Below are 24,947 nucleotides of genomic sequence, written 5' to 3'. Positions count from 1 at the left end.
GCCGGCCATGGGCTACAAGGCGAAGTTCGGCATCAAGAAGCGCGAGAAGGGCATCAACGTGACGCCCTTCGTCGACGTGCTGCTGGTGGTGTTGGTGATCTTCATCCTGACCAGCAACGCCTCCATTCCCGGCATCGAGGTCAACCTGCCGAAGGCCAGCAACAGCACCGCACTGGAGAAGCCCAAGACCAAGGCGATCACCATCGACCCCAGCGGCCAGGTGTTCCTGGATGCCTACCCGGTGACGATGACCGAGCTGGAGGACCGCCTGCGTACCGAACGGGCAACCTCGCCGGATTTCCCGGTGATCGTGCGCGGCGATGCGCAGGTGCAGTACGCGCGTGTGGTCGAGGTGCTGGATCTGCTGCGCCGGCTGGAGCTGGCCCAGGTCGGCCTGGTCACCGGCAAGGCGCAGGGCTGAGGCATGGCCGGTCATCGACCACCCCTGCAGGAGCCCGGTACGCGCGGACGCCAGTTGCTGGTGACGATCGCGCTGGTGCTGGCGGCGCTGCTGGTACTGGGTGTTGCCGTGTGGTGGCTGCTGTTCAAGGACACCGCCAGCACCCGCCGGCCGGTGGTGCAGCCGCCGATGCTGGCGTTGCCACCACCGCCGCCGCCTCCACCACCACCACCGGAAAAGCCGCCTGAGCCGGAGACGCCGCCGGAAGAGACCGTGCCCGAGCCGGAGCCGCTGGAACAGCCAACGCCGGCCGAAGAACCGACGCCGACGCCGGACAACGCCGACCCGGTGACCATGGACGCTGATGCACAGGCCGGTGGAGACAACTTCGGCATCCAGTCGGGCAGCGGCGGTGGCTCGTCCGGCGTTGGCCGCGGCGGTGCCGGCAACGCCAGCTATGGCCGCTACCTGGGCTATCTGATGCAGCAGGCGATTTCGCGCGATGCGCGGGTCAAGCGCCTGGCGTTCCAGCTGCAGGTGAATGTCTGGCTGGCGCCCGATGGCCGGCTGGAGAAGGTGGAGCTGGTGCGTGGCAGCGGCAACGAAGAGGCCGACGTGGCCGTGCTTGAAGCACTGCGACAGATCGGCAAGGTCGACCAGATGCCACCAGCGTCGCTGGATTTCCCCGCGCGCGTGCTGATCCAGGGGCGCCGTCCCGGCGCGTGACCGATGACTTCCGTGATTTCCCTTCTTTCGATGAGAACCGTGATGAACGACCACGACCGCGCTCGAACCGCATCCCGCCGCCCACGGCCGGCCCGACGGGCGTTGCTGTGCTGCGCCGTACTGCTCAGCCTGGCCGTGCCGGCCAGTGCGATGGCTGCCGAAACCACCATGGTCAAGTTGATCAAGGGGCTGATCGCCAGCGGCGCGCTCAAGCCCGAAGACGGCCAGGCCCTGTTGGTGCAGGCCGAAGCAGAAGCGGCGGCTGCGCAACGCGGCACCGCGGTCAGCACAGCCAGCAGCGGTGGGGTGGCGCTGGAAGCCGGTGATGTGCGTGTGCCGTACGTGCCGCAGAGCGTGCGCGATGGCATCCGTGATGAGGTACGCCAGGACGTGATGGCGCAGGCCAAAGCCGAGGGCTGGGCCGCGCCGAACGAGGTGGCCGAGTGGACCAAGCGCATCAAGGTCAGCGGTGACATGCGTGTGCGCAGCGAATCGCGCTTCTACTCCGAGCGCAACAGTGACATCGAGACCAACTGGGCCTCGGTGAACGCCGGCAACGGCTTCGATACCAACAACAACACCAACCTGCAGCTGCCGCCGCTGCTCAACACCCGCCAGGACCGCCGCAATCTGTGGCGCATCCGCGCACGGCTGGGCATCGAAGCGACGATCGGCCAGCACACCACCGCAGGCGTGCGCCTGGCCAGCGGCAGCAGCAACGGGCCGGTGTCCACCACCGAACAGCTTGGCGGTGGCCTGGGCAAGAAGGACGTGTGGCTGGACCAGGCATGGCTGGCGTACAGCCCGGCCGACTGGGTGACGGTGCGCGGCGGACGCTTCGGCAATCCGTTCTGGACCAGTGACACGCTGTTCTCCAACGATCTGAACTTCGACGGCCTGGCGGCCAATCTCAGCTACGACCTCGCCGAGGACGTCGGCCTGTTCGGCAACCTGGCGGTGGTGCCGTTGGAGTACACCTCCGACAGCACGCCCAGCCAGAGCCGGGTGAAGACGCCCAACGAGAACAAGTGGCTGTCCGGTGCGCAGGTGGGGGTGAACTGGCGCTTCAACGATGACAACAGCCTGCGTGCGGCGCTGGGCTACTACGATTTCAAGAACATCAGTGGTCGCCTGTCGTCTCCCTGCGCGCTGTACGCCGGTGCGGTCGGTTGCGATACCGACTGGTCGCGGCCGGCGTTCATGCAGAAGGGCAACACCCTGATGCTGATCCGCGACATCGCCCGCAACCCGTTGGATCCGGCCAACACGCCCACGCCGCAGTACGTGGGCCTGGCTTCTGCCTTCCGCCTTGCGACCTTCAACCTGCGCTGGGATACACAGCTTGCGCAGGACATCGGCATGCGCCTGGAGGCGGACTACATCCGCAACCTGGCCTATGACAAGCAGGCCATGTTCGCGCGGGCCAACAACGGCATCGTCAACAACTACGGTGCCGGTGGCAGTGCCAGCATCGACACCTTCCGCAGTGGCGACACCGCCTGGATGCTGCAAGCCACCTTCGGCGCCACCGAGCTGAAGGAGAAGGGCCAGTGGCAGGCCCTGCTGGGCTACAAGCGGATCGAGGCCGATGCACTGCCCGATGCCTACAACGATCCGAACTTCCACCTGGGCGGCACCAATGCGCGCGGCTACTACGTGGGCGGCGCCTATGCGCTGGACGCGCGCAGCTGGATCAGCGGCAAGTGGATGGCGGCCAAGGAGGTGTCGGGCCCGCCGTTGTCGATCGACGTGTTCCAGCTGGAGCTCAATACCGGTTTCTGATCGGACAGCGTGACCACAGTCACGACACGCGTGGCGGGGGTGCGGCAATGCGCCCGTCTAGGAAAGGAGACCACGCGTTGCACAAAGGAGGAGTGGATGAGCCGTCGCAAACTGTTCGAGAGTTCCGAGCCCGCCGCGCAGGCACTGGGCATCGGGCCGGCCTATGTCTCGGTGGAGGGATTGCGCCAGCATCTGGCCGAATTCCTGCTGTATGCAGGACGGCCGGTCGTCATCATGCGCGGGCGCAGCGAGGTCGGCTATTTCCTGCCGGCACGCTGCTGGCGCCAGCGCGAGGATGATCCGCTGGCTGCCGCCGCGGCCGATCAGCTGCTCGATGCCGCCGGCTTCCAGGTCGAAGACATCCAGCAGGTCGAACAGGAATTCAACGCCATGCGCCAGCGCACCGTGCTGCATTCGCGGCGTTGAAACCAGGGCCGCCGGGCATGGCCCGGCGCTACCTGATGGCGCCAGGCTCCTCCGGTAGCGCCGGGCCATGCCCGGCGATCAGGCAGCAGCCCCGCGCTCGCTGGTGATCCGTGCACCTTCGCGCATCACCAGCGTCACCGGGGTCTTTTCCACCACCTCCAGCAAGCGCTGCCACTGCGCATCGCTCAGCTCGGCGGTGGCATGCAGCACGCGGTGCACATGGAAGCGTCCATCCGCATCACGTTCGGAACGCAGCTCGGCGTGGAACTCGCCCAGCTCCCAGCCCTTGCGCTGCGCGTACATGCGCAGGGTGATGGCGGTACACGCGGCCAGCGAGGCCAGGTACAGGTCGAACGGGGCGAAGCCCTTGCCCTGGCCGCCGAGCGAAGCGGGTTCATCGGCCGCGACATCGAAGTGGCCGTTGCTGATGTGGTGCAGGTAGTTGTCGGCGGTCGAAACAATGCGTGCGTAGGCCATGGGAATCCCCGGTGGTAGGGCCGAGCCATGCTCGGTTGCAGGAAAAGGCGGCGCCAGCCGGAGCCGGAGCCGCCAAGGAATCACTCGGTACGATCGTACGAGAACTGGATGCCGGCCGTGCCACCGGTTTCGATGAAGAGATTCATGAAGGCCGGCACGGTCTCCGCCCGTACCCAGTCGCGCTGCAGTTCGCAGAACAGCTGCGTCACGCTGATCAACTGGCCGCCGGCCTGTTCGATGCGGCGCAGCGCGGCATCATGCGCGGCCAGCGACGTGCCGCCCACCGCGTCGACCACCACGTAGACCTCATAGCCTTCCTTCAGCGCATCCAGCGCGGGGAAGGTCAGGCAGGCTTCGGTCCACAGCGCGGTCATGATCAGTTTCCTGCGGCCGGTGGCCTCCACCGCCTTGCGGAACTCGACATCTTCCCAGGAGTTGATGGTGGTGCGGTCGTAGGTCGGGTAGTCGCCCAGCACCTTGCGCAGCTGCGCGATCGGCGGCTTGTTCAGGCCGGTCTGCACGTTCACGGTCGAATGCACGATCGGCAGGCCGTAGGCGACCGCCGCCTTGGCAGTGCCGACGATGTTGTTGACCAGCAGCTGGCGGTCCATCGAGGCGATGGAGTTCACCTGTACCGGCTGGTAGTCGATGATGATGAAGGCGGAATTCTGCGGGGTCAGCAGGTGGTCGCTGACGGGGTCACGGATCGGTTCACTGGCCATGGGGGTGTCCTGGTCGGGGTTGGCTTGCGGTAGTGCCGGCGGCGTGCCGGCAGGCGGAAATCGCCGTGGATGCAGCGGCTCAGCTACGCTGCGAATCCAGCTGCTCGTGGTTCTTCTGCACGTCCTGCGCTTTCTGGTAGCTCTCGATCAGCAGCTGGTAGTTGGGGAAGATCTGCGTGTAGATCGCGGCCCACTGCTGGGCGTCCTCGCGGTTCCAGGTGCGCTGGATTTCCGAGGCGACCGCAGCGGTATCCATCGGCACCACACCGGCCTGCACCACGCGCGCCAGGGTGATTTCCTCGGCCATCTTCGAATAGGTGCCGGAGGCATCGACCACCGCGAACACCTGGTAGCCGTCGGCGACGGCGGCAATCGAGGGGAAGGCCATGCAGACGCTGGTGATGGTGCCGGCAATGATCAGCTGGCTGCGGCCGGTGGCCTTCACCGCGGCGACGAATTCGGGGTTGTCCCAGGCGTTGATCTCGCCGCGTCGCGCTACGTATTGCGCATGCGGTGCGGCGTCATGGATCTCCGGGATCAGCGGGCCGTTCGGCCCCTGCGGTACCGACGCGGTGGTGATCACCGGCATCTTCGCCAGCGTGGCCATTTTCGCCAGGGCGGTGGCGTGCGCGCGCACCGAAGTGAACGGCATGTCACCGATGGTCTGGAACAGGCCACTCTGGTGGTCGATCAGCAGCATCGCGGCGTTGTCCGGGTCGATCACCGGGCGGGCGCCGTTGAAGTTGGCGGGGGTACTCATTGTCAGTCTCCTGGGGAGGGGGGCGAAGGCCCGGAATGCGGCGGGCGGTTGCCCGCCGCAATGCAGTGGATCAGTGCGCGATCTGGCCGAAGCGGCCGCCGTTGAAATCGTTGACGGCCTGGCTGATCTCGGCCTGGGTGTTCATCACGAACGGGCCATAGCCCACCACCGGCTCGTCGATGGGTTCGCCGCTGAGCAGCAGCACGGTGGCGTCGCTGTCGGCGTCGATGAACACGTCTTCGCCGCTGCGGTCGAAGGTCACCAGCTGTGCTTCGCCGACTGCCTGCCCACCGTTGATCCGCACCGTGCCCTTCAACACCACCAGCGCCAGGGTGCGGCCGTCGGCCACCGGCAGCTCGGCGTGCTGGCCCTGCATCAGGCGGATGTCCCACACGTCCATCGGGGTATGCGTGCGGGCCGGACCGGCATGGCCATCGAATGTCCCGGCGATGACGCGTACGCGGCCGGCACCGTCGGGCAAGGCCACTGAAGGAATCTGCGCATCGAGCAGGGTCTGGTAGCCCGGTGCGCCCATCTTGTCCTTGGCCGGCAGGTTCACCCACAGCTGCACCATGTCCAGGGTGCCGCCGCGCTTGCTGAATTCCGGCGTGTGGAATTCCTCGTGGAGGATGCCGGAGGCAGCGGTCATCCACTGCACGTCACCCGGGCCGATGGTGCCGCCGGCACCAGTCGAGTCGCGATGGGCCACTTCGCCTTCGTAGACGATGGTGACCGTCTCGAAGCCGCGATGCGGATGCTGGCCGACCCCGCGCGGGGTCTCGCTGGGCGGGAAACTGTACGGCCCGGCGTAGTCCAGCAGCAGGAACGGGCTCAGGTGTTGGCCGTGGGTGTTGTAGGAGAACATCGAACGGGCGGGGAAGCCGTCGCCCACCCAGTGCGGGCGGGGGGCGCTGTAGGTACCGGTGACACGCTTCATGGCGATCTCCTGACCGGGGCAACCGGTCGCTGTTTTTCGTTGCGGAGACGATATCGACGTGACAATGGCCCCGGTAGTCGGCAGAATTTGCCGTCATAGTCCTACTTCGTGAACGATGGAGGCCCAGCAAGGGCCGCAGGAGATCGTCCCGTGTTCATCGCCGACATCCGCCGCTGCGATCTGAACGACCTGTTCTACTTCGCCATGGTGGTCGAGCATGGCGGCTTCTCGCAGGCCGGGCGCGCGCTGGCGATGCCCAAGTCCAAGCTCAGCCGCCGCATCGCCCTGCTGGAGGAACGGCTGGGTGTCCGCCTGATCCAACGTTCCACCCGCCGCTTCTCGGTCACCGAGATCGGCCAGGACTACTACCGGCACTGCAAGGCGATGCTGGTGGAGGCAGAAGCGGCCGAGGAGGCCATCGCGCTGTCGCGTGCCGAGCCACGGGGCACCCTGCGGCTGGCCTGTCCGATCGCACTGCTGCACGCGCGCGTTGGCGCCATGCTGGCTGACTTCCTGGCCCTGCATCCGCAGGTGACCCTGCAGCTGGATGCCACCAACCGGCGCGTGGACGTGGTGGGCGAGGGCGTGGATGTGGCCATCCGCGTGCGCCCGCCACCGCTGGAGGACAGCGATCTGGTGGTGCGCGTGCTGGCCCGCCGCATCTGGTGCACCGCTGCCAGCCCGGCCTTGCTCAAGCGCATGGGTACGCCGAAAGTGCCGGCTGATCTGGCGATGATGCCGACCGTGGACCTGGCATCGCCTGCCCAGGTGCATGCCTGGGAATACGCCGGGCCTGAGCAGGTGCAGGCCAGCGTGCACCACCGCCCGCGGCTGGTCAGCGATGACATGATCGCCCTGCGCAGTGCGGCGGTGGCGGGTGTCGGCGTGCTGATGCTGCCGCGGATGATGATCACCGACGAACTGGCCAGCGGCGCGCTGGTGCCGATCCTGCCGCAGTGGCAGCCCAGGCACGGCATCGTGCATGCGGTGTTCCCGTCGCGGCGCGGCCTGCTGCCGGCGGTACGCGCGTTGATCGACTATCTGGCCGAGCGTTTCGAGGCGCTGGAAGAGCCGTAGATCCAGGCCGTGCGTGCAGCGTGGCGGATGACCGGGGGTGCAGGATCGGCGGTTGCCGCCTACACTCCCGGTCCGGACCGTCGCCATCACGCCCATCATTCCCCGGTCCGGCCTTGGCACTTATGTCTCCCAATGCCCTGGCGCTGATCGAGCTGTTGATCCGCGAGCGCCGTGCGTTGTCCCGCTTCATTGCCCGCTACCTCGACCCGGCCAGTACCGAGGACACCCTGCAGAACCTTTATCTGAAGGCCAGCAGCGTGCCCGGCGATCCGCCGATCCTGGAACCGCGCGGGTACCTGTACCGCATGGCCTACCACCACGCGCTCAACCGCAGCCAGGCCGACGCACGCGAACGGCGGGCGATGGCGGAGTACGCCAGCGACCTGGCCGATGCCAGCACTGATGGCCAGGCGCAGGCGCTGGACCAGGCCCAGCTGCGCGAGATCAGCCAGACCATCCTGGCGCTGCCGCCGCAGGTGCGCGAGTGCTTCGTGCTCAACCGCTACCTGGGGCTGAGCGAACGCGAGATCGCCGAGCGCCTGGGTATTTCCAAGAGCGTGGTGGGCAAGTACGTGATGCGCGCGGCCCTGCTCATCCAGCAGCACCAGCGGGGAAGCCGCGCATGACCGGCATGTGCCGTGGGCAGATGCCGCTCGCCGTTGTCTCAACTGTAAGGCGCACCCGTTGGTGGTGCCGCAGGCCACAATCATGACTACGTCCATACCCTCGCCGCGTCAGGCCAGGCAGGCGTTGCGCTGGGTGATACGGTGCAATGCGGGCCGGTTGCCGGAGCGCCAGCAACGCGCCCTGCAACGCTGGCTGCAGGCCGATCCCCGGCATGCCGATGCCTGGCGCCAGCAGCAGGCCTTCTGGCAAGGCCTGGATGCCGCCGGCCCGGATGTCCTGGCTGCGCTTCCGGAGCTGACAGCCGAACCCGCGCTGCGGCCGCTGCAGCCGCGTCGTCGACTGCCTTGGCTGCTGGCCAGTGCGGCGGTGCTGCTGCTTTCGGTAACAGCGGCGCCGCACGCGTGGCTGCTGGTCCGCAGCGACGTGCGCAGCGACAACGCGCCGCGCACGGTGCAGCTGCAGGATGGCAGCACTGCCATATTGGATGCAGGCAGCGCGCTGGCGCTTGATTTCAGCGCCGGCCAGCGCCGCCTGCAGTTGCTGCGTGGCAGGGTCTGGTTCCAGGTGGCGCACGAAGCACGACCGTTCCGGGTGGAGGCCGGCGGTGGCGAGATCCGTGACATCGGCACGGCGTTCAGCGTTGCACTGCAGGATGCCGTGGTGACCACCGAGGTCAGCCAGGGCGAAGTGGAGATCAGGCCGGGTCATGTCGCCGCGCAGCGGCTGCAGGCGGGGCAGGCACGCGCGTTCCGTGATGGCCGCTGGCTGCAGCCGTTGCAGCTGGCCGATGTGGAGGCCATCGCACCGTGGCGACGCGGCGAGGTCGTCATTGATGATCTGCCTGCGCAACAGGCGATCGAGCGCCTTGCCCGCTATCGGCGTGCGCCGGTCTGGGTTCTGCACGGTCAGGGCGCGCAGGTGGCGGTGAGTGGGTTGTTCCACCTGCAGCAGCCGGATGCAGCCATCGCCGCGGTGGCCCAGCAGGCCGGTCTGCGCAGCCAGCGCCTGCCGGGCGGCGCGTTGTTGCTGTGGTGATGCCACGGGGGTAGCGGGTGGGTTCATCCACGCATGGCGTGGATCTACTGGGGCGCATGGTAGATCCACGCCATGCGTGGATGATCTGACGATCAACAAAAAACCGTGGGCAGTTCCGGCCCCACGTTGTCTCTAATGGTATAGCCAGAGCGAAACCGCGTTTCTTCTCAAGCCAACCGAACCGCGTGCACCCGACGTGCGCACGGTCCCGCCACCTTGAGGAGTCACCGTTCATGCCGTTCCCGGCATCCGCCCGTCATCGCCGCGCCACCATCCTCGCCCTGGCCATCGCCACGGCACTGGTTCCCTTCGCTTGGGCGCCGACCGCCCGCGCCCAGGCCGCTACCGCCTCCGTGCGCGCGTATGCCATCCCCGAACAAGCCCTGGCCGACGCAGTGCGCAGCTTCGGTCGCCAGTCGCAGGTGCAGGTGGTGTTCCGCAGCGATCTGGTGGAAGGGCGGCGCTCGCGCGCAGTGCAGGGCCAGTACAGCCCCGCCGAGGCACTGGACCAGTTGCTGCAGGGCAGTGGCCTGCGCGCGCAGCAGGAGCCGGGCGGTACCTGGACCCTGCAGGCCGCCGCCGATGACGGCGGGGTGGTGGTCACCGACACGCTGAAGGTGGGCGGACGCCTGCAGGCCGACGGCGGCGAAACACGTGATCGTTGGGGATACGACGACGTGTTCGCGCTCGACCTGAGCACGGCCTATTCCGGTCGCGACCGGGTGGAGCGCTATCGCGGCGCCAACCCGGCCGACGTGGTCAAGGACCTGGTCGGTGTGTTCAGCGGCGACGCCCGCAACAGCGGCGCACTGGACCTCAACATCCGCGGCATCCAGGGGCCGGGGCGGGTGCCGGTCAGCATCGACGGCGGCGAGCAGGCACTGACCGTATGGCGGGGCTACAACGGCGTCAGCAACCGCAACTACATCGATCCCAACCTGATTGGTGGCATCCAGGTCATCAAGGGGCCAGCGTTGGTGCGCGATGTACACAGCGGTATCGGCGGAGCGATGGTCATCAAGACCCTCGACGTCGACGACATCGTGCCGGCCGGCGAGCGCTTCGGCGGGGAGCTGAAGATCGAAGGCAGCAGCAATGCGGTCTCGCCGCGCCTGCCACGGCTGCACACCGGCGAGGACTACCGCACGGTGGAGGGGTTCCCGCAGTCGTCGCCGGCCTCGCCCTATGCTGACCGCACCCTGGTGGTGCCAGTGAAATCGCGCAGTGGTGACAACCCGTTCGATGGCGATGACCAGGCCTGGCGCCTGGCGCTGGGCTGGCGCGGTGAGCGGGTGGACGTGATGGCCGCCTACGCGTGGCGCAAGCGCGGCAACTATTTCTCCGGCAGCAAGGGCAGTGCGTACTACGACCAGGACCCGCGCGAGCAGTACGAATACCAGGGCATCGACTACATCACCACGCTGGCGCGCTACTTCAAGCCGGGTGATGAAGTGCCCAACACGTCCAGCGAACAGGAGTCGTGGCTGCTGAAGGCCACCTGGCAGATCACCGACGACCAGCAGCTCAAGGCCACCTGGCGGCACACGCTTTCGCACTATGGCGAGATCATGCCCTCGCGCATCCTGTCCGCACCGGATTACGGGCGCATCCAGTGGCCGCTCAGCCGGGTCGATTCCGATGCCTGGAACCTGGAATACCGCTGGCAGCCGGCCGGCAGTCGTTGGCTCGACCTGCGCGCCAACCTGTGGCGAACTGAAACCAACAGCGATACCTACACCGCTGGTGGCTTCCCCAACTTCGCCTCGGGCAACCCCGATTGGGATCCCAGCCGCAGCCCGATCCTGCGCAACACCGCGCTGGCCAATGCCCGCAACGACCGTACCGGGCTGACCCTGAGCAACCGCTTCGGCCTGCATTCCACGCTTGACCTGACCGTGGGTGGCAACTGGCAGTACGAAACACTGCGCTCGGGCGATCCGTACTTCGGCGTAACCGACGGCTGGCGCATGTACCCACGCGCCGGTCGGCGCCAGGAAGGCGAGGGCTACCTGAGCCTGGAATGGCGGCCGGTCGAGTTCCTTACCCTCAACGCCGGTGTGCGCTACAGCCGCTACTGGGCGTTCGACGATTTCCTGCAGGCGCATCCGGAGCTGCTGACCCGCAGTGTCGGCAGCAAGGAGGCGCGCTACCGGGTCAACGAGCTGCCACCACGCCCCGCCAGCCTGCAGGGAGAGATCGATGCGATCGAATCTGAGCGTGAGTTCTGGGAAAGCATCGGCATGGGCTCGCTGGTCGACGACCTGCTGAAGAACCTGCTGGGCAAGTACGAAACGCCGGTGCCGGTGGAGCACAGCATCGCCTGGGCAGCGGATGCCGATGGCAATTACACGCGAGCCAGCAACCCCTGCCTCAACGGCCAGGTGGCCGCCATCCCCGGGCTGCTGCCGATGGTGCTCGGTACCGACCAGACCTGCCGGGTGCAGAACGCCGTGCAGGGGCAGGCGGTGCAGGCGCACAACAGCCGCCGCCGCGACCATGCCTGGCTGCCCACGTTCTCGGCCACCGTGCATTTCTCGCCTGCTGCGCGCCTGTATGTCCGCTACACCGAGGCCAAGCGCTTCCCCAGCATGTTCGAAAGCACCATCGCGTTTTCCAGCAGCCTCAATCCGCTGTATCCGCTCAAGCCCGAACACGCTTACAACTACGAGCTGGGTTATGTGCACAACCTCTCTGCGCTGTTCGACGGCACCGCCGATGCGGACGTAAAGCTCAGCTACTACGTACAGAAAACCCGCGATGTGATCGAGCGCGATGCGTACTTCCTGTTCGACAACATCGACAAGCAGACCCTGCGCGGCATTGAGCTGCAGGCGCGCTTCGACAACCGCCGCTTCTTCAGCGACCTGGGCATCGCTCGCACCCTTGAAAACGAAGTGTGCGACGAAAGCACCGCAGTACAGCTGGATGCCAACCGTGGCCTGGTGCCCAACTGCGTGCAGGACGGTTTCGTCGGTGGCTATCTGCTGACCCAGGCCGTGCCGAAGCTGTCGGTGAACCTGTCGCTGGGCACCCGCCTGTTCGACGAGCGGCTGGAACTGGGCAGCCGCATCGTGCACTACCGGCGTCACCACAACCCGGACCTGCAGGCCTACCGCGACCGCTTGCTGGCCGGCGGCAGCAGCCTGCTGTGGCAGAACGTGCCGTTCACCTGGGGAAACATCACCACGGTGGATGCCTATGCGCGCTGGCGCTTCAACGACCACGCCAGCGTGGAACTGGTCGGCAGCAATCTCGGCAACCGCTACTACGTCGACCCGGCCACGCGCTCCACGCTGCCGGCGCCCGGTCGCACCCTCAAGCTCGCAGTCACCGCGCGCTTCTGACGCCTCACCGATTCAAGCGTTGTACCTGTAGTTCCCTCAATCCAAGGAGTTTTTCCATGAAAATGTTCTCCCGCTCCCTGCTCACCGTGGCCGCCAGCCTGGCCCTGGCCGGTGCCGCCCACGCTGCCGATATCGTCGGCGCCGCCAGCGCCGTCACCGATCCGCAGTTGAACGTCAATGTCGGCGAATCGCAGGTCAATGGTGGCCCGCACGTCGCTGGCAAGGCCGGCATCGGCGTCGGCACCGTGTCCGGTGGCACCCGCGTGGACTTCCAGGGCCTGAGCGCCTATTCGGCACCCACCACCGTCAACGGCACCACCGTGCGCACCCTGGCCATGCCGATCACCGGCACCCCGGGCAACCACGCCGGCATGGGCCACTTCAACTTCGTCAAGGTGGGCAGCGGCGATGTCTGGTTTGGTGAATGGTCCAAGGATGGCGCCGCCGGTGGCTTCAACAACCGCCAGGTCTATTTCGCTGGTGACCGTGCAGGCACCACGTTGCCGGCAGGCGTGGCCACCTACAGCGTGGCGGGCCTGAACAAGTTCAACGGCAGCAACCTGCTGACCGGTGCGTTCCGCGCCGACTTCGGTGCCGGTACCCTGCGTGGCCAGATCGCCGGTGGCGGCCTGACCGTGGGCGTCAACGCTGCCATCAACAGCGCCAATGCGTCCTTCGCAGGCACGGCCGTGGCCAACGGCTCGGTGTCGGGCAGCACCCAGGGCCAGTTCTTCGGTGCCAACGCCGCCACCCTGGCCGGCATCGCCACCTTCGCCGGCAACAGCCAGTACGACACCGCCTTCGGCGGCAGCAAGAACTGATCGCCACGCCCCTGACGGGGCAGGGCAGGGACAAGCCGCGATCCGCCAGTCCCTGCTTCGGCCCGCGATAGTGCTTCAACCGGATCGAACATGCGCCACCTTCTCTTTCTTGTCGTCCTGCTGCTGGCCTGGCCGCTCAACAATGCCCACGCGCAGCAGGATGACCTGCGCCGTGTGCTCGAACAGGGCAGCGAGCTGCGTCATCAGCAGCAGGACCAGCAGCGCCTGCGCCAGGCCGAGCACGAGCGACCGACCATCACCCTCGACGGCCAGCAGTACCGCGTGGAGCGCACTGTCGACGACCTCGGCCAGGCGCTCTATCTCGCGCTGCAGCACCAGCAATGGCAGGCCGCGGCCGCCTTCCTTGCCGAGTACATCGAACTGCCTGGCCACGATCCGCTGCTGCGCCACTACGCGCAGGGTGCGCTGGCGCGCGTGGGTGGCCAGCACGGCAAGGCCGCGGCCGAATACGAGGCCGTGCTCGCCGCGCAGCCGGACTTCCTGCCGGCGCGGCTGGAACTGGCGCGTGTGTATGCCGAAGACCAGCGCGACCGCGATGCCATCGCCCTGTTCGAGGCGATCGCAGCCGGCATCGATGGCGGCGACCCTGCAACGGCGGGCGTGCGTACGCGGGTGGACGGCTACCTGCAGGCCCTGCATGCACGCCAGCGCTGGAAGGGTGGCATCGCCGCCGGCCCCGCCTGGAGCGACAACGTCAACCGCAGTTCGGCCAGCCGCACCTGCCTGTTTGGTGACGGCACCACCTGCTTCATCGAACGCCGGTTGCCCGATGCACAGGCAGCGTTCGGCCTGGACTACGACGCCAGCCTGGAACGGCGCCTGCCGTTGGCCGGCCACCATGGGCTGTACCTGCGCGGGCTGGCGTTCGGCCAGGCGTGGCGTGGGCACAGCGACTACAACGAGCTCAATGCCAGCGTGCAGGCCGGCTACAGCTGGCGCAGCGCACGGCATACCTTGCTGCTGGCGCCCAGCTACGATTACCAGGGACTCGGCAACCACGCGCTGCAGGGCGGTGCCGGCATGCATGGCGAATGGCAGTTCGCCGCAGATCCGCGCAGCCTGCTGAAGCTGGAAGCCGACTGGAAACGCCAGCGCTATCGACAGCAGGGCGTGGCCAGCAACTACGACGGTGAACTGGCGGCGATCTATGCCACCTGGTTCCGCGCGCTCAACCCGCGCTGGACGGTGTTTGCCGGGGTCGACCTGAGTGACAGCAGCGCCGCCGATCCCGCCAATGGCTATCGGCAACGCGGCCTGCGCCTGGGCGCAGCGCGCCAGTGGAGCGGCACCACGGCCACGGTGTTCGTGTCGCTGCGTGAGCGTGACTACGATGCCTGGAGCCCGTTGCTGGAGGCGCGTCGGCAGGACAGCGAGCAGAACCTGATCGCCATCGTGCGCAGCGAGCGCCTGGCCGTGGCTGGGCTGGTCCCCAGCCTGAGCCTGCGTTACGCACGCATCGACAGCAACGTGGACTGGCTGTACAGCCACGACCGCAGTCTGCTGAGCCTGAAATGGGAACGGGCGTTCTGAGCCGTCGGGCGCGGCGCAAAGGGGGGGGGCAGTCCATTAATCCCCAATTTGGCCAAATTGGGTATAGTGGCCACATATCCTTCCGCTGGAGCCGTGCCATGACCCTCCCGCTCGACCTGCCCGGCCTGGACAAGGCCCCGGCATCCTCGGTCAAGACCCGTGGCTGGCCCAGCCTGATGCGTACCGTGCGCGAGAAGCAGGCGCTGGTCATCACCAACCACAATCACCCCGAGGCGGTGATCGTGGACATCAAGACCTACCAGGAGCTGTTGGCCAGGGCCAGCGGCAGCGACAGCGAGGAGCGCAGCGACGTGCTCTCGCGCCTGCGCAGCGAGTTCGACAAGGCGCTGGCCGGGCTGCAGCAGGGTGAGGGGCTGGGCAAGGTGATGGGCAAGCCGATCCGCCGCGGCCACAAGGTCGCGCTCGGCCGTCCGCTCTGAATCATGGGGCGGATCCTGGCGTTGGCCGGCGTCAATGGCGCCGGCAAGAGTTCGCTGCTCGGCACCTGGCTGGAGGCCGACGGCCTGGGCTGGTACAACCCGGACAGCTTCACCCGGCGCCTGGTGGAGGCGGGCTGGCCGTTGGCCGACGCCAACGCCGAAGCGTGGCAGGAGGGCGCACGACGACTGCGCCAGGCGATCGCCGACGGCAGTGACTTCGCCTTTGAAACCACCCTGGGCGGCAACACCATTCCGCGCCTGTTGCGCGAGGCCTGCAGCCAGCATGACGTGGCGATCTGGTTCTGCGGGTTGGCCACCGTCGAACTGCATGTTGCCCGCGTGGCGGCCCGCGTTGCTGGCGGTGGCCACGACATCCCGCAGGACAAGATCCGCGCACGCTTCGATTCCGCACGCGAGAACCTGTTGGCGTTGATGCCGCACCTGGCCGAACTGCATGTGTATGACAACAGCGCGCCGGCCGATCGCTACGGACGTGTTGCCCCCTTGCCGGTGCTGGCGCTGGATCGCCAGGGCCTGCAGTATCCGGTGTCGGTGGTGGAGCTGCTGCACACCCCGGACTGGGCCAAGCCCATCGTCATGCGCGCGATGGAACTGCATGCCGACAGTACGCCGCTTGCCGGCCCGCCTGTGCGATGATCCGAGCCCGCAGATTCATTGATCGAGGAACACGGATGTACGAGCGGAAGCACTGGCAGGCCACTGGCCTGCGCGCGCTGGTGGCGGCCATGGCATTGACGGTGGCGGCGCCGCTGCTGGCCCAGGATGCAACGCCGGCCGATGCAAAGGTCGAGGCGCCGAACGAGCCGATGAGCTACGACAAGGCACGCCGCACCGCCGAGGCATCGCTGCGCCTGCACCCGGGCACCGACAGCCAGTACGACTACCGCCCGCTGTGGGCCGGCAATGCCGACCTCGATGGCGACGGCCGCCCGGAGATCATCTATCTCTACACCGCGACCCAGACCGGCAGCGCGATGCAGCTCAACGAGCTGGTGGTGATGACCCCGCTGGCCGAACGCGATGCACGAGGCCAGGCCACGTCACCCGGCAAATCCGCCTATGACGATGAAACCTACGCGTTGATCCGCGCTTCCGGCTACGCCGATGACGCCAGCGTGCATATCCCCGGCGAAATGGAAACGATCACCATGGACGGTGACCGCATCCGCGTGACTTTCAACAGCACCCGCAGTTCGAAGCTGTGCGTGCGAGGCAAGGTGGCCTGCCCGCCGGAAGGTCAGCATGCCTGGGTGTACCGCTGGACCCCGGGCAAGCTGACCCGCGCCGACTAGCCCTGTGCTGACGGCAGCGCCAGGCAACGCCTGGCGCCACCGCAGCCACTCAGGCCGGGGTCACCTGTTCCGGCTCGGCCACGTCCGGCAACGGCGGGAGGGCGCGGTCCACCGTGACCGGTGCGTCGCTCTTCAACAGCGCAGCCGCCTCCTTGTCGCAGCCCACGGCCGGCGGCGAACCACGCAGCGGCAGGCCGGCGGTTTCCTTCACGAAGATCATCGTGATCAGGCCGATCACCGCCGCGCCCATCAGGTAGTAGGCCGGTACCAGCGGATCGCCCGTGCGTTCCACCAGCCAGGCGGTGACCAGCGGCGTGGTGCCACCAAACAGCGACACCGACACGTTGAACGCAATGGACAGCGCGCTGTAGCGCACCGGCGTATAGAACAGCGCCGGCAGCGTGGACGGCATCGAACTGGTGAAGCACACCAGCGCCAGGCCCAGCAGCATCAGGCCAAGGAAGATCAGCCCGTCGTTGCCGCTGCCCACCAGCAGCAGGCTCGGTACCGCCAGCACCAGCAGCGCGATGCAGGCGCCGATGATCATCGGCCGCCGGCCCAGCTTGTCGCTGAAAAGGCCGCCGACGATGTTCAACGGCATCATCACCAGCATCACGATGATGATCAGCAGCAGGCCCTTGCTCTCCGCATATCCCATGGTGACGCTCAGGTAGCTGGGCATGTAGGTCAGCAGCATGTAGTCGGTCACGTTGAACACCAGCACCAGGCCCATGCAGACGATCAGCTGGCGGCCGTGCACGCGGAACAGGTCGACCAGGCCGGGGCGCTCATGGTCGCGCTTCTCGGCCTCTTCGGCGAACGCGCGGAACGCTGGCGTTTCCTCCAGCCGCATGCGCATGTACAGGCCCAGCAGGCCGAGTGGGCCGGCCACCAGGAACGGAATGCGCCAGCCCCAGTCCAGCATCTGCTCGCTGCTCAACAGCATGTGCAGTGCAGTCACCGTACCGGCACCGGCGATATAGCCGCCCAGCGTGCCAAACTCCAGCCAGCTGCCCATCAGGCCGCGGTTGCGGTCGGTGGAGTACTCGGCGATGAAGGTCGCCGCGCCGCCGTACTCGCCGCCGGTGGAAAAGCCCTGCACCACGCGGGCGAGCAGCAACAGCACCGGCGCCCAGATGCCGATGCGTTCATAGGAGGGAATCAGGCCGATGGCGAACGTACCCAGTGCCATCATGATCATGGTGAAGGCCAGTACCTTCTGGCGCCCGTAGCGGTCGCCCAGGGGCCCGAAGACCATGCCGCCCAGCGGGCGTACCAGGAAGGCCACCGTGAACGTAGCGAACGCGGCGATCACCTGCGCGGTGGGGTTGCTGGACGGGAAGAACACCTGGCCGATGGTGACGGCAAGATAGCCATAGACACCGAAGTCGAACCATTCCATCGCATTGCCCAGTGCAGCGGCGCCGACGGCGCGCTTGAGCATGGGTTTGTCGACAACGGTGATCTCGTCGACCTTCAGATGGCGGCGGCGTTTGAACCAGCCGAAATGGGCATGGGCATCGGAGTTGTCCTGCATGGGGACTCCCTTGGAAGAATGGAAATGGCGTTGGAATGGGCGGTACGAATGTCCCGGAATTCGGAAACGGCGATGCTGGCGCAGCAGGCGCAGGGGCATCGGATGAAAGACCCGGAAGGGGGCGAAAGGCGTGTGCGATGAAACGCCGCGCACGCAACACGCATTGCCCGCTGCCAGAACGCAGAGCGACATGCGGGACGAACGGATGGGTCCGATTACGTGTCAGTGCACGCGCGGGTGGGGCAGGCGCAGGGAACAGGCGGGGCAGGGCCCGCAGGCGTCATCCGCCGGGATCCAGCGCGAGGCGATGGAAAGGCGAGGGAGAGGCAATGATGGAAAGCGAAGCGCCGGTCGGCAGTGCTTCCCGCAGGCCAGCAACAGGTGCTGGCGTGCAGTGGGTCGTGTCGATCATGCGTTCATGATAACGGTTACAGTGTGAGCGTGCCGAGAATCGCGCCAGTACGAACGCAGCGTTCCATGATGCCTGTTCATGCACATGACCCACGCACATCGAATGAACATGTTGTGCTCGCCTCGCTCACGCCACGGCTTTTACGGTGGTCACGAACCAACGCAAGGAGTAACGCATGACCCGTCGCATTCCCGAAGGCACCCTGGTTATCGTCGCCGATGGTGGCTCGGCCCGCGTGTTCACCAACGTCGGCAACGAGCACAAGCTCACCCTGAAACAGGAAGGCGAGCTGCGCCTGCAGGACATCAGCGAACAGGGTGTGTCCGGTCAGGGGCCATCCGGTGCGGTGCCCAAGGACATGTCGATCTCGCAGCTCAACGAGGCGACCTTCGCCAAGCAGGTGGCCGAGCAGCTCAATGAAGACGCGCTCAACAACCGTTATGCGCATCTGGTGCTGATTGCCGATCCCACCACGCTGGGCCGCATCCGTCCGTTGCTGCACAAGGAGACGCAGGCGCGCTTGCTGGCCGACATCGCCAAGGATCTTACCAACGCGCCGCTGGAAGACATCCAGCGCACGCTGCAGGCGTAGCCGGCATGCCCTTCATGCGTGACCATGTGGCAGCCGAGCCGGCCCGCGCGGAGGTGGATGCGCAGGCCGGTTGGCTGTTGCTGGAATTCGGTGCGCCGTGGTGCGGCCATTGCCAGGCTGCACAACCGGCACTGCAGGCCTTCGTCGAGGCACATGATCTGCCTCACTGGAAGATCGAAGACGGTAAGGGCAAGCCGCTGGGCCGCTCGTTCCAGGTGAAACTGTGGCCGACCGTGATCCTGCTGCGTGATGGCACGGAAGTTGCGCGCGTGGTGCGGCCGGTGGATGCGGCGGATCTTGCCGCACTGCAGAGCGCGCTGCCCGATTGAGTGGCCTCTTGAGTGGCCTCCATGGAGCCGAGCCACGCTCGGCTCATTTTCCTGGCGGTGTCCGCTTCAATGCAGCGTCACCCGCACATGCTGCTCGCGCAGTTCATGCAGCAATCGCCGGCCATGCTGGCTCAACGCCATCATCGCAACAGTGATCTTCTGCAGGCTGTAGCCCGGGCGCAGATGCGCCTGCGGGTCGGCCGGTTCGTTCTCGCCGATCATCATCGCCATGCCCTCGGCGGTGTTCAGAGCGTGCTCGATGCGGAAGAACAGGGATTCCATTTCCGGGGTAAGGATGGGCGGTTCATGCGACATGCGATGGCTCCTTGAGGGGACGTGGCCACCGCAAGGGTGGCGGGCGGTGCGGGGTTGGAACTTCGGCTGAGCTCTGGGAAAAGCCGGAGGGCCATGCGGCCGCCGCGCACCGCCCGCCGTAGTCACGGCAAGCAGCTCCCAAAGCCCGTTTCGGGGTTCCACACCCGGCAGCGTGTGTGCGCTGCGGTGCCATCGTGCGCAGGTCGCGGGCCGGATTGCCAACCTGTAGAACCCTTGCCGCATTCGCGTGCTCGCCACCGGTAGCGTCGGCCCTGGCCTGATTTCATCTGTGTGGCTTCAATCGCGATATGCAGCGTCATCAAAGACCTTCCCGTTGTCGCCAATGGTTCGAAAAGGATCTCAGGCGAGCCGCGTGGTTTCCCTGCAACGGCTTGTACTTCTGCAAGGCCATATGCGTCAGAGGCATGCCCTGGACGACGTCCTCCCGGGCACGGGCAGGCCGTGGCGTGATGCGGTATAACGGCGGGGCCGGCGCCGGGGAAGGCGTCGGTACCGAACCCGCAGGACCGTTGTCTGCCGTTGCAACTGCATCGATGGGCGGCTTGCCGCGCCCATTTGTCGATCATTGGACGAACAGGGGGTAACGATGAACAGGTTTCTGAGCACCATGGTGATGCTCGCCGCGACGCTCGTGGTCAGCACGGCACACGCCGCCAACGTGGTGTACCCGGACGGAGAGAGGCAGCAGGCGCCCGATGCCATCTTCCTCGACCGCGCCGGCGATCTGTATCCGCCGTTCGGTGTGCCGGTTGATACCGCGGCGATGCTGACCCTCGACCCGGACGTGGGTGCCGTAGCGCCACTGGAAGTGGTGACGCTGCGTGGCATGTACCGATGGCAGGCCAGTACCGGCGAGCCCGGATGGAAGAAGCTGCTCGCGCATGCGCAGGTTGAAGGCAGCAGCGATTTCGACCGTGATTGGGAGGCGGTGCAGGACGCGCTGCGAAGGATGGTTGTGAAGCAGTTGAATGCACAGAAGGGCACGGACGTGCTGCTGGTGGTGCACGGGTTCAACAACGATTTCCGCGGTGCCAACAAGTGGCTCGTGCCCTTCGAAAAGGCGGTGTTGGAGGCTTATCCGCAAGTGCGCAGCACTCGCGTATATTGGGATGGGCTGCTGGGAAACGACGCCGGCATCGGCATCTGGGGCGAGGCCCAGTACAACGGCCCGCGCGTGGGACAGCAATTGCGCCGTGTGCTGAATCAGCTGGATGCAGACCTGCGGGTGAGGATATTCACCCACAGCTCCGGGGCCTACGTGGTGACCAACGCGTTGGGCGATGGCAGTCACAGCTATCGCGGCTTCGAGGGGTCGGTACAGCTGAAGGAGCGTGCCGGGGCGCTTGATGGAGCCTACGCCGTGCCGAGGAACATCACGGACCTGCGAGTGGCCATGTTGATTCCGGCGCAGCCACTGAGCGCCTTCGATGGCTTCGCCCAGGGCACGAAAGGCGTAGTGCCGACGCGCTTGATCCTCGGCACCAGCCCACGTGACAAAGCGGCCACCAAACTGGGTGTGTCATGCGCGATCGGCGGGAACACCTGCATGGCCGTGCGCACCGCCGAAGCATTCCAATGGTCACGCAAGGCGCTCGCACCGCAGGCCGGGCAACTGATGGTGATCGGCTTCCCGGCGCCGGCGACAGGCCACCATGAGCACGGCGTGGAGTGGTACATGGAGGACCGGGAGCAATGGCAGGCACTGCTCGGCCAGTTGTTGGGCGATGCCAGTGGATGCCCGGCGAGCGGCAAGACCTGGTGCCAGGCCAGCGATGGAAAGGAGCTGGCAGCCCGCTGATGATTCGGCCCGCCCTGTCGCCGCATCCTTGGCCCGGCAGGGCGGGTCGTCATGCATGACCGCAGCGCAACATGCGACACCGTCACCCCGGTGCTAGGATCTGACCACCATCTGAATCGATCCAAATGCCGATGCCCACGCTGGACCGTCGTCTCCTGATCGCTGTCGCCGCCACGGCGATGTTCGCCTCCGGCCTGGCTGCGGCCGCCCCGGCCAAGACCGCCGCCGACAAGGCCTATGCCTCGGTCGATCCCTTCATTGGCACCGGCGGTGAGGGGCATACCTACCCCGGCGCGACGGTGCCGTTCGGCATGGTCCAGCTCAGCCCGGACACGCGCATCCAGCCGCGCGAGAAGGCTTACGGCTGGGCGGCGGGCTACCGTTACGACGACAGCAGCATCGTCGGTTTCTCGCACACGCACTTTTCCGGCACCGGTCATTCCGATTTGGGCGACATCCTGCTGATGCCGTTCACCGGCAACCCTGGCCTGGAGCGCGGCGACCCCGAAAAGCCACGCAGCGGTTACGCCTCGCGTTTCCGCCACGATGACGAGAAGGCCGAACCGGGCTATTACGCGGTCACCCTGGACGACTACAAGGTGCGCGCCGAGCTGACCACCAGCGCCCGCGTGGGCGTGCATCGCTATGCGTTCCCGAAGGGCAGCGAAGCCAAGGTGCTGCTGGACATGCGTACCAGCATGTATGACTACCCGGGCAAGATCCTGTGGTCGCGGGTACGCGTGCGTGGCGATGGCACCATCACCGGCTTCCGCGAGACGCGTGGCTGGGCCGCCGGCCGCCAGCTGTATTTCGCGATGCGCTTCTCGCGGCCGCTGGCCAGCCACGCGCTGCACAACACCGAACAGGACATCGTCTACAAGGGCTTCGCGCCCCCGGGCGAGAAGGACCCGGCGCAGCGCGCGCAGATCGAGGGGCGGCAGCTGGTGGGCACCTTCGACTTCGGCAAGCTGGATGCACCGCTGGTGGTGAAGGTGGCCATTTCGCCGGTCAGCGAGGCGGGCGCCATCGCCAACCTCGATGCCGAAGTGGCCGACTTCGATTTCGACCGTGTGCGCGCGCAGGCGCGGCAGGAATGGACGCAGGCGTTGTCGGTGCTGGATATCGATGCACCCGAACACGCGCGTCGCAGCGCGTACACCGCGCTGTACCACACGCTGCTGGGGCCGACGCTGTTCATGGATGCCGACGGCCAGTACCGCGGCGCGGACAACGCCGTGCACCAGGCCAAGGGCTACACGAACTATTCGACGTTCTCGCTGTGGGATACCTACCGGGCGCTGCACCCGCTGCTGACCCTGGTGCAGCCGGAGAAGCGCAACAGCGATTTCGTCAATTCCATGCTGGCCCATCATGAGCACAGTCCCTACGGCATGCTGCCGGTGTGGTCGTTCCATGGCCTGGAAGACTGGTGCATGATCGGCTACCACGCGGTGCCGGTGATCGCCGATGCCTACGTGAAGGGTATTCGCGGCTTCGACGCGGACAAGGCCCTGAAGGCGATGGTGCAGACTGCCAACTACGGCCCTTACGATGGCATCGCCCAGTACCGTGAGCTGGGCTACGTGCCGATCGACGAGGAAGGGGAAGCAGCCAGCAAGACGCTGGAATACGCGTTCGATGACTGGACCATCGCGCGCATGGCGCAGGCGATGGGCAAGGCCGATGTGGCCGCAACCTTCGACAAGCGCGCGGGCAACTGGCGCAACGCCTTCGACAAGGACACCGGCTTCATGCGTGCGCGCAAGCGCGATGGCAGCTTCCGTACGCCGTTCGACCCCAGCGCCAGTGGCTACGGCACCGACTACACCGAAGGCAATGCCTGGCAGTACTCATGGTACGTGCCGCAGGATGTGGCCGGCCTTGCCGCAGCGCATGGTGGTAGTGACAAACTGCTGGCGCGCCTGGATGAAGTGTTCAACGCGAAGGTCGATCCGGCCATCTTCGAGCACATGGAAGACATCACCGGCCTGATCGGCTGGTATGCGCATGGCAACGAGCCCAGCCACCACGTGGCCTACCTGTACTCGCATGCCGGCCAGCCGTGGCGCACGCAGGCACGCCTGAAGCAGATCATGGACACGCAGTATGCCGATCGTCCCGATGGCCTGGCCGGCAACGATGACGTGGGCCAGATGTCGGCGTGGTACGTGTTCACCGCGCTGGGTTTCTACCCGGTAGCGCCGGGCTCGGGCGAGTACATCCTCGGCCGCCCGTTCCTGCCGAAGACCGCAATGCGGCTGCCCAACGGCAAGACCTTCACCATCGTGGCCGAAGGGCTGGACGACAAGCACACCTATGTCGGCAGCGTGACCCTCAACGGCAAGCCGTTGCAGCGCACCTTCCTGCGCCACGATGAGATACTGGCCGGTGGCGAGCTGCACTTCATCATGCAGGCCGAACCGAACAAGGACTGGCCGGGGCAGGGCGCGCAGGCACCGTATTCGATGAGCCGGTAACACCCACGGTAGCGCCGGGCCATGCCCGGCGGTTGAGGGGCGGCGCCAACCAAGGTTGGCGTCTACCGGAACCGCGCACACCGCATTGAGGCGCCCTTGGTAGATGCCAACCTTGGTTGGCTGCCGCGCGCCCACCAAGGTGGGCGACTACCGATGTGGCGTGATCTGGTAGATGCCAACCTTGGTTGGCACGCCGCGCGCGCCCCAAGGTGGGCGACTACCGATGCGGCGTGATCTGGTAGGTGCCAACCTTGGTTGGCACGCTGCTACACCATCCCACCATTGGCCCGCAGCACCTGGCCATTGATCCAGCCGCCATCGGCACCGGCCAGGAACGCCACCGCGCCGGCGATGTCTTCCGGCGTACCCAGCCGCTCCAACGGATTCATCTTCGCCAGCCGATCAATCAGTTCCGGCGACTTCCCGTCCAGGAACAGATCGGTGGCGGTCGGCCCGGGCGCCACCGCGTTCACGGTGATGCCGCGCCCACGCAGTTCCTTGCTGAGAATCGCGCCCATGGTCTCCACCGCGGCCTTGCTGGCGGCATACACGCTGTAGTTTTCCAGCTTGATGCCAACCACGCTGGTGGACAGGGTGACGATGCGGCCACCATCGCGCACGCGCCGCGCGGCCTCGCGCAGCACATTGAATGCACCCTTGAGGTTGATGCCGATCACACGGTCGAACAGGGCATCATCGCTGTCGGCCAGTGCGGCCAGCTGCAGCACGCCGGCACTGTTGACCACCACATCGATGCCACCGAAGCGTGCCTCGATGGCGTCGAACAGCGCGTGCACGGCCTGCGGGTCGGCGACATCGGCCTGCAGGGCGATGGCGTGCCCTCCGCTGGCGGTCAATTCGGCAGCCAGTGTTTCGGCCTCATCACGGCGCCCGGCATAGTTGATCACCACGGCATGGCCGTCGGCGGCCAGACGGCGCGAGATGGCCGCGCCGATGCCACGGGAGCCCCCGGTGACCAGGGCGACAGAGCGGGAAGCAGAGGAGGTCATGGCAGATTCCAGAAGTGC

General features: G+C 66.6%; 24 protein-coding genes. 17 read left to right on the top strand and 7 right to left on the bottom strand.

Features of this window, described 5'->3' with window-relative positions:
* Positions 1-7 precede the first annotated feature (7 nt).
* The 4 genes from CLM74_RS12060 (at position 8) to CLM74_RS12045 (ending at position 3,334) form a co-directional block, all read left to right on the top strand.
* Complete coding sequence (locus tag CLM74_RS12060) at positions 8-421, top strand: biopolymer transporter ExbD (RefSeq protein WP_025874382.1); 414 nt, start codon at positions 8-10, stop codon at positions 419-421.
* A gap of 3 nt (positions 422-424) precedes the next feature.
* The gene (locus tag CLM74_RS12055) at positions 425-1,126 is read left to right on the top strand and encodes a cell envelope integrity protein TolA (protein ID WP_051501606.1); all 702 of its coding nucleotides are present in this window, start codon (positions 425-427) and stop codon (positions 1,124-1,126) included.
* A gap of 42 nt (positions 1,127-1,168) precedes the next feature.
* Entirely contained in the window at positions 1,169-2,908 is a 1,740-nt protein-coding gene (locus CLM74_RS12050; protein WP_105164174.1) for a putative porin, read from the top strand.
* Between the two features lie 96 nt (positions 2,909-3,004).
* On the top strand, positions 3,005-3,334 hold the full coding sequence (locus tag CLM74_RS12045) for a hypothetical protein (RefSeq protein ID WP_025874385.1): 330 nt from the start codon (positions 3,005-3,007) through the stop codon (positions 3,332-3,334).
* Positions 3,335-3,412: 78 nt separating this feature from the next.
* Here CLM74_RS12045 and CLM74_RS12040 read toward each other — a convergent pair whose 3' ends face one another.
* The 4 genes from CLM74_RS12040 to CLM74_RS12025 all read right to left on the bottom strand — a co-directional run bounded on the left by CLM74_RS12040 (position 3,413) and on the right by CLM74_RS12025 (position 6,230).
* A complete protein-coding gene (locus tag CLM74_RS12040) occupies positions 3,413-3,811 on the bottom strand; it encodes an OsmC family protein (protein ID WP_025874386.1) in 399 nt (132 codons plus the stop codon).
* A gap of 80 nt (positions 3,812-3,891) precedes the next feature.
* Positions 3,892-4,533 carry a hydrolase gene (locus CLM74_RS12035; protein ID WP_099784337.1) on the bottom strand — a complete coding sequence of 214 codons (642 nt, stop codon included), beginning with the start codon at positions 4,531-4,533 and terminating at the stop codon, positions 3,892-3,894.
* Between the two features lie 79 nt (positions 4,534-4,612).
* Positions 4,613-5,293 (bottom strand): hydrolase, encoded by a 681-nt coding sequence (locus CLM74_RS12030; RefSeq protein ID WP_025874388.1) that lies wholly within the window; start codon positions 5,291-5,293, stop codon positions 4,613-4,615.
* Positions 5,294-5,363: 70 nt separating this feature from the next.
* A complete protein-coding gene (locus tag CLM74_RS12025; protein WP_105164173.1) occupies positions 5,364-6,230 on the bottom strand; it encodes a pirin family protein in 867 nt (288 codons plus the stop codon).
* A gap of 150 nt (positions 6,231-6,380) precedes the next feature.
* Between CLM74_RS12025 and CLM74_RS12020 the strand changes: the two genes are divergently transcribed.
* The 9 genes from CLM74_RS12020 to CLM74_RS11980 all read left to right on the top strand — a co-directional run bounded on the left by CLM74_RS12020 (position 6,381) and on the right by CLM74_RS11980 (position 16,438).
* Positions 6,381-7,307 (top strand): LysR family transcriptional regulator, encoded by a 927-nt coding sequence (locus CLM74_RS12020; RefSeq protein ID WP_025874390.1) that lies wholly within the window; start codon positions 6,381-6,383, stop codon positions 7,305-7,307.
* Positions 7,308-7,429: 122 nt separating this feature from the next.
* The gene (locus CLM74_RS12015) at positions 7,430-7,933 is read left to right on the top strand and encodes an RNA polymerase sigma factor (protein WP_025874391.1); all 504 of its coding nucleotides are present in this window, start codon (positions 7,430-7,432) and stop codon (positions 7,931-7,933) included.
* An 82-nt stretch (positions 7,934-8,015) separates the two neighbouring features.
* Positions 8,016-8,969, top strand: coding sequence for a FecR domain-containing protein (locus CLM74_RS12010; RefSeq protein WP_105165008.1), 954 nt, complete (start codon positions 8,016-8,018; stop codon positions 8,967-8,969).
* A 233-nt stretch (positions 8,970-9,202) separates the two neighbouring features.
* Positions 9,203-12,313, top strand: a complete 3,111-nt coding sequence (locus tag CLM74_RS12005; protein WP_105164172.1) for a TonB-dependent receptor — start codon at positions 9,203-9,205, stop codon at positions 12,311-12,313.
* A gap of 56 nt (positions 12,314-12,369) precedes the next feature.
* Complete coding sequence (locus CLM74_RS12000; RefSeq protein ID WP_025874394.1) at positions 12,370-13,134, top strand: Slam-dependent surface lipoprotein; 765 nt, start codon at positions 12,370-12,372, stop codon at positions 13,132-13,134.
* Between the two features lie 90 nt (positions 13,135-13,224).
* A complete protein-coding gene (locus tag CLM74_RS11995) occupies positions 13,225-14,685 on the top strand; it encodes a porin family protein (protein WP_059064308.1) in 1,461 nt (486 codons plus the stop codon).
* 98 nt (positions 14,686-14,783) lie between these two features.
* Positions 14,784-15,125, top strand: a complete 342-nt coding sequence (locus CLM74_RS11990) for a type II toxin-antitoxin system prevent-host-death family antitoxin (RefSeq protein WP_105164171.1) — start codon at positions 14,784-14,786, stop codon at positions 15,123-15,125.
* 3 nt (positions 15,126-15,128) lie between these two features.
* Positions 15,129-15,782, top strand: a complete 654-nt coding sequence (locus tag CLM74_RS11985) for a hypothetical protein (protein WP_025874397.1) — start codon at positions 15,129-15,131, stop codon at positions 15,780-15,782.
* A gap of 35 nt (positions 15,783-15,817) precedes the next feature.
* Positions 15,818-16,438: a hypothetical protein gene (locus CLM74_RS11980; RefSeq protein ID WP_105164170.1), complete on the top strand. Its 621-nt coding sequence runs from the start codon at positions 15,818-15,820 to the stop codon at positions 16,436-16,438.
* A 49-nt stretch (positions 16,439-16,487) separates the two neighbouring features.
* Here CLM74_RS11980 and proP read toward each other — a convergent pair whose 3' ends face one another.
* A complete protein-coding gene (gene proP / locus CLM74_RS11975) occupies positions 16,488-17,975 on the bottom strand; it encodes a glycine betaine/L-proline transporter ProP (RefSeq protein WP_025874399.1) in 1,488 nt (495 codons plus the stop codon).
* 587 nt (positions 17,976-18,562) lie between these two features.
* On the opposite strand from proP, the gene CLM74_RS11970 reads away from it, so the two are divergent.
* Complete coding sequence (locus CLM74_RS11970) at positions 18,563-18,979, top strand: host attachment family protein (RefSeq protein WP_025874400.1); 417 nt, start codon at positions 18,563-18,565, stop codon at positions 18,977-18,979.
* 5 nt (positions 18,980-18,984) lie between these two features.
* On the top strand, positions 18,985-19,308 hold the full coding sequence (locus CLM74_RS11965; protein WP_105164169.1) for a thioredoxin family protein: 324 nt from the start codon (positions 18,985-18,987) through the stop codon (positions 19,306-19,308).
* Between the two features lie 66 nt (positions 19,309-19,374).
* Here the strand turns inward: CLM74_RS11965 and CLM74_RS11960 are convergent, their stop codons facing one another.
* The gene (locus CLM74_RS11960) at positions 19,375-19,623 is read right to left on the bottom strand and encodes a hypothetical protein (protein ID WP_025874402.1); all 249 of its coding nucleotides are present in this window, start codon (positions 19,621-19,623) and stop codon (positions 19,375-19,377) included.
* Between the two features lie 607 nt (positions 19,624-20,230).
* Between CLM74_RS11960 and CLM74_RS11955 the strand changes: the two genes are divergently transcribed.
* Both CLM74_RS11955 and CLM74_RS11950 read left to right on the top strand, forming a co-directional pair.
* Positions 20,231-21,442 carry a hypothetical protein gene (locus CLM74_RS11955; RefSeq protein WP_152543193.1) on the top strand — a complete coding sequence of 404 codons (1,212 nt, stop codon included), beginning with the start codon at positions 20,231-20,233 and terminating at the stop codon, positions 21,440-21,442.
* A gap of 125 nt (positions 21,443-21,567) precedes the next feature.
* Positions 21,568-23,919, top strand: a complete 2,352-nt coding sequence (locus CLM74_RS11950; protein WP_105164168.1) for a GH92 family glycosyl hydrolase — start codon at positions 21,568-21,570, stop codon at positions 23,917-23,919.
* A 266-nt stretch (positions 23,920-24,185) separates the two neighbouring features.
* Here CLM74_RS11950 and CLM74_RS11945 read toward each other — a convergent pair whose 3' ends face one another.
* Positions 24,186-24,929 (bottom strand): SDR family oxidoreductase, encoded by a 744-nt coding sequence (locus CLM74_RS11945; RefSeq protein ID WP_105164167.1) that lies wholly within the window; start codon positions 24,927-24,929, stop codon positions 24,186-24,188.
* Positions 24,930-24,947 lie beyond the last annotated feature (18 nt).

It is taken from the genome of Stenotrophomonas sp. MYb57 (assembly GCF_002966815.1).
GTDB classification, from domain to species: Bacteria; Pseudomonadota; Gammaproteobacteria; order Xanthomonadales; family Xanthomonadaceae; genus Stenotrophomonas; species Stenotrophomonas indicatrix.
Note: the sequence above shows the minus strand (reverse complement) of the source record. Positions and strands in the feature narration are given on the sequence as shown.

Bases quoted from the DNA above. Each gene is read 5' to 3' on its own strand.
- CLM74_RS12010 (WP_105165008.1), top strand. From the start codon at position 8,016: ATGACTACGTCCATACCCTCGCCGCGTCAGGCCAGGCAGGCGTTGCGC.
- proP (WP_025874399.1), bottom strand. From the start codon at position 17,975: ATGCAGGACAACTCCGATGCCCATGCCCATTTCGGCTGGTTCAAACGC.
- CLM74_RS12030 (WP_025874388.1), bottom strand. From the start codon at position 5,293: ATGAGTACCCCCGCCAACTTCAACGGCGCCCGCCCGGTGATCGACCCG.
- CLM74_RS11960 (WP_025874402.1), bottom strand. From the start codon at position 19,623: ATGTCGCATGAACCGCCCATCCTTACCCCGGAAATGGAATCCCTGTTC.
- CLM74_RS12060 (WP_025874382.1), top strand. From the start codon at position 8: ATGGGCTACAAGGCGAAGTTCGGCATCAAGAAGCGCGAGAAGGGCATC.
- CLM74_RS12050 (WP_105164174.1), top strand. From the start codon at position 1,169: ATGAACGACCACGACCGCGCTCGAACCGCATCCCGCCGCCCACGGCCG.
- CLM74_RS11995 (WP_059064308.1), top strand. From the start codon at position 13,225: ATGCGCCACCTTCTCTTTCTTGTCGTCCTGCTGCTGGCCTGGCCGCTC.
- CLM74_RS12000 (WP_025874394.1), top strand. From the start codon at position 12,370: ATGAAAATGTTCTCCCGCTCCCTGCTCACCGTGGCCGCCAGCCTGGCC.
- CLM74_RS12040 (WP_025874386.1), bottom strand. From the start codon at position 3,811: ATGGCCTACGCACGCATTGTTTCGACCGCCGACAACTACCTGCACCAC.
- CLM74_RS12025 (WP_105164173.1), bottom strand. From the start codon at position 6,230: ATGAAGCGTGTCACCGGTACCTACAGCGCCCCCCGCCCGCACTGGGTG.
- CLM74_RS11990 (WP_105164171.1), top strand. From the start codon at position 14,784: ATGACCCTCCCGCTCGACCTGCCCGGCCTGGACAAGGCCCCGGCATCC.
- CLM74_RS12055 (WP_051501606.1), top strand. From the start codon at position 425: ATGGCCGGTCATCGACCACCCCTGCAGGAGCCCGGTACGCGCGGACGC.
- CLM74_RS12035 (WP_099784337.1), bottom strand. From the start codon at position 4,533: ATGGCCAGTGAACCGATCCGTGACCCCGTCAGCGACCACCTGCTGACC.
- CLM74_RS11955 (WP_152543193.1), top strand. From the start codon at position 20,231: ATGAACAGGTTTCTGAGCACCATGGTGATGCTCGCCGCGACGCTCGTG.
- CLM74_RS11950 (WP_105164168.1), top strand. From the start codon at position 21,568: ATGCCGATGCCCACGCTGGACCGTCGTCTCCTGATCGCTGTCGCCGCC.
- CLM74_RS11945 (WP_105164167.1), bottom strand. From the start codon at position 24,929: ATGACCTCCTCTGCTTCCCGCTCTGTCGCCCTGGTCACCGGGGGCTCC.
- CLM74_RS12045 (WP_025874385.1), top strand. From the start codon at position 3,005: ATGAGCCGTCGCAAACTGTTCGAGAGTTCCGAGCCCGCCGCGCAGGCA.
- CLM74_RS12015 (WP_025874391.1), top strand. From the start codon at position 7,430: ATGTCTCCCAATGCCCTGGCGCTGATCGAGCTGTTGATCCGCGAGCGC.
- CLM74_RS11980 (WP_105164170.1), top strand. From the start codon at position 15,818: ATGTACGAGCGGAAGCACTGGCAGGCCACTGGCCTGCGCGCGCTGGTG.
- CLM74_RS11985 (WP_025874397.1), top strand. From the start codon at position 15,129: ATGGGGCGGATCCTGGCGTTGGCCGGCGTCAATGGCGCCGGCAAGAGT.
- CLM74_RS12005 (WP_105164172.1), top strand. From the start codon at position 9,203: ATGCCGTTCCCGGCATCCGCCCGTCATCGCCGCGCCACCATCCTCGCC.
- CLM74_RS11970 (WP_025874400.1), top strand. From the start codon at position 18,563: ATGACCCGTCGCATTCCCGAAGGCACCCTGGTTATCGTCGCCGATGGT.
- CLM74_RS11965 (WP_105164169.1), top strand. From the start codon at position 18,985: ATGCCCTTCATGCGTGACCATGTGGCAGCCGAGCCGGCCCGCGCGGAG.